Consider the following 3517-nt stretch of genomic DNA (forward strand, 5'->3'; position numbering starts at 1 on the left):
TAGAAAATGGAATGATATATTGGTACAAAATGGAGAACTCAAACAAATAAAATACAAAAAGACAAAGTACATTTTTTCATTTGAAGAAATGTACTTTACTTTTGCAAAAATTGTGAATAGACTGTGCTATTTGTGGATTAACAAAAAGCAAATCCAAATAGTTATACACATTTAGCCAACATAGTAACAGATGTGATAATATTACTATGTTATTAGTAACAAAAGTGAAAAGTAACATTTGTTACCAAATATTCACATGTACACCCAACTTTAAATGCGATACAATTAAGTCGTAAGGGCGGTGTGAAAATAAATAAAGTTTTTAAGTTTAGAATCTAAGCTTGCCAAAGCTCAAAGAAGCCCCCTCAAAACCTTTTTTAGATTTAGTGGGGGAGCATGTCGCATAAGGGTATCAAGATTTTAAAGGAGAATAATATGAACTTTGAAGCAAAAGTAACACATATAAATAATCAAGCTATTATTTTAATACCAGCGAGTGTTGATTATAAGCTCCCATCTCGTGGGCTCGTTATGGGTAGTGTTCAGATTGACGATGAACGATTCATCCTACCACTTGAGCCCAGTGGCTATCAAGGACACTGGTTTTATGTACCTGATAACTATTCAAATGATGTGTTTTTAAAGATTTCAATAGAGGTATCGGAAATTTGGATTGAACCACATTTGAATGAAGATATAAAACTGGCCCTTACACATAATCATTTACTATCCACATGGCAAGATTTGACGGTTAAAGCACGTTGGGAATGGTTTCGGTGGATTCGATTTACAAAAAATCCTAATACTCGTTCTAAGCGCATAAATACTATGATATCCATGCTCAATGATCAGAAACGTAGACCTTGTTGTTTTGATCACAGTCGTTGTACGGATATGAAAGTATCTAAAGGCGGTAAACTACTGATATGAAAAATGACCTTGAAAAAGGTCATTTTTCATATCACGATAATAAACTCCACAACATTATCTATATAAATGTTTAGAAATATATGATGATTTCAAGAAAATGCATGATAAAGAAGTCAATGGATTAAAGGAAGTTTATAGTACCTAAGCCCCACATGCTTTTAGGCGTGGGAGTTTCAGAAATAACATTTGTGAAAAGTAAATTAGTAACAATAGAGAAATATATGAAAGGGCTAGAATCAGCTACACTCTATCGCCCTAATCATTTCATCTTCGAAAGCTTTAAAATCACCATTATAAGCGTGCCACACTACTCTTATATTTTGTTCTTTATTTTTATAATTTGTATAGGTTATAAAATAAGATTGTCTATAATAAGATTGCATAGTGTAGTGGTGTTTGCGATTACTTTTTTTTACAAATTTAATTTTTGAAAACGGAATGATTCTAGAAGAAAAAAGACTTTTGACTATAAGATTATCTCCAGATATTTCTAGTGATTTAGGCTCATATGAAGAATATTTTTCATAAATAAATAATGTAATTAGAAAACCTATTAAAGCTGGAATTGGTCTAAAAAATTTTATTGGTTTAGGAATCGAGGTGTGTAGAAACAAAGCTAAAAAGAGCATATATGCAATATTGTAAAAAAGCATTGTCATGGTTGCTACAATTGAAGAACTTAACAAAAATACAAAGTTTAAATAGCATTTTAAATATGTTTTTTTATCGAATTTCATAAAAACACCTCGAATTGATTTATTCTTTTCCAATTTTTAAATCACCTTTTTTTAGATCGATTTCGACTTTATAATCTTGACCAAATAAACTGCCATGATATTCACCTTTTAATGAGTCTAAATTAATTTTAGCTTTTAATTTAGTATCTGATAATCCTGTTTCAATTTCAGCAGGTGAGAGTCCGACTCCAAAACTTGGGCCAACTGAATGATTTACAACTTCACCACCATTTTGAGATATTGAAGCATTGTAATTAATACCAACTGAAACTAAGGGAGTATCAGCTCCTACACCTATTTCTAGTGATTTTCCAGTTAATTCATCAATATTTTTTGCATTAGATTTCATTCCACTAATACCAGCGCTAACTTCAAAATCTGAAGTAACTGTTTTAGCGCTAGAATCCAATATGGCTATATTGCCATTTTTATCCCAAGCTAAAGTTCTACTATTAGATATTCCTCCTATCACATGAGCACCATAGTTAACAGAAATACCAGAAATGCTATTATTGCTAGACGATATATTATTATCTGATTTATTGATGACTTTCTTTACAGGGTCTTTTATTTCTAAATTACCTTTTCCAGCAGGTCTTTTTATTTCTGAACTCGATTTTGCTGGAATTTTACTATTTTCAACTCTTTTTTCTTTTTCACGTTCTCTTTCACGTTTTCGTCGTCTTCTTCGTTCTCGCTCTTTTCTTCTAGCTCTTTCCTTTCTTTTGTCATCAACTCTCTTCTCTATTTTTTTTTCACTACCCATTCTAAAATCATCCCGTTTTTTAGGGTCATTAATTCTTCTATTGAGACTTCTGCGACTTCGTGACATTGATTTAGATGAATACGTTTTTGAAGATTTTTTAGATGAAGAAGAATAGCTAGTTCTGGATACATTGCCAGATGCCTTACTTGAACTTTTGGGTTTTTTGCTTGACGAACTTCGTTGATAAGATGAACTCTCATTTGATTTCTTTGATGAACTGCTTGATGATTTTCTAGAACGTGATTTTGTTCTATCTGATTTACTGCTATAATTTCTTGAGAATCTACTGGTTCTTGATCCCCCACCACTTGTTACATGCATAATAAAATGCCTCCTTGCTTAATTTATTTCAAATTCATGTCCTTACGAATTTGAATACTACGATAATACTTGAAATGGAATTCTACTTTTGCATTCTCCATTTACTAAAATTTCAATAAAATGAATACCAGGATTTTCTAAATCCAATTCTAACTCAGTAATTGATATATGAAACTCGTCAGTTGGGGTTAGCTTATTTTCAAATTCTCCAAGAATTTTACCGGTATAATCTTGTACTTTATATCCTTCAACGAAGGATTCATTATTAGTTTTATAGGTTACAGCTAATTCAAAATAGGTTTCACCTAATCCGTGAAAAGTATTGATTACGTTATTACAATTGATATTTCCGTTAGCAAGTTCTTGAACATGCTCACAGATAGTGGCTGATGCTACTAATGCCATAAAAAACACTCCTTTTGTTAATAAAATGCAAATTCTTCTTTAACTTTTAGTAATTATACATATTTAAATAAAAGAATTCAATATGTTTTCGCGAAAGGTAGCTATTTAATCATAAAATGACATTTATTACCAACATTTCTACCTTTCATACCCAAATAACTACCATTCGCGTAAGAACGCTTGATAAATTCAAAGTATGGGTGTATAAATAAATGTGAAGACATTTATAGAAATCGTGACTAGAAGTTGAATTTTAGGGGAGTCAAGCGATGTTAGTGAAGCAGTATCTTGGGGAAATGGGGTATACAAGGAAAGAAAAATTTACATATGAAGATATATTGTTATCTGAGGCGTACGA

The 3517-nt window shown here is 31.2% G+C and carries 5 protein-coding genes; 1 reads left to right on the top strand and 4 read right to left on the bottom strand.

The annotated features are described in order from the left end of the window. The first annotated feature begins 435 nt into the window (after positions 1-435). Entirely contained in the window at positions 436-930 is a 495-nt protein-coding gene (locus N4A40_04030) for a YdeI/OmpD-associated family protein (GenBank protein ID MCT4661007.1), read from the top strand. Positions 931-1166: 236 nt separating this feature from the next. Here N4A40_04030 and N4A40_04035 read toward each other — a convergent pair whose 3' ends face one another. The 4 genes from N4A40_04035 to N4A40_04050 form a co-directional block, all read right to left on the bottom strand. Further along, the gene (locus tag N4A40_04035) at positions 1167-1667 is read right to left on the bottom strand and encodes a hypothetical protein (GenBank protein ID MCT4661008.1); all 501 of its coding nucleotides are present in this window, start codon (positions 1665-1667) and stop codon (positions 1167-1169) included. Positions 1668-1686: 19 nt separating this feature from the next. After that, a complete protein-coding gene (locus N4A40_04040) occupies positions 1687-2433 on the bottom strand; it encodes a hypothetical protein (protein ID MCT4661009.1) in 747 nt (248 codons plus the stop codon). Then, entirely contained in the window at positions 2412-2741 is a 330-nt protein-coding gene (locus tag N4A40_04045; GenBank protein MCT4661010.1) for a hypothetical protein, read from the bottom strand. Before N4A40_04045 ends, N4A40_04040 begins: the two co-directional genes overlap by 22 nt. Positions 2742-2811: 70 nt before the next feature. Then, positions 2812-3159, bottom strand: a complete 348-nt coding sequence (locus N4A40_04050) for a hypothetical protein (protein ID MCT4661011.1) — start codon at positions 3157-3159, stop codon at positions 2812-2814. Positions 3160-3517 lie beyond the last annotated feature (358 nt).

The sequence above is a fragment of the Tissierellales bacterium genome, assembly GCA_025210965.1.
Lineage (GTDB): Bacteria > Bacillota > Clostridia > Tissierellales > JAOAQY01 > JAOAQY01.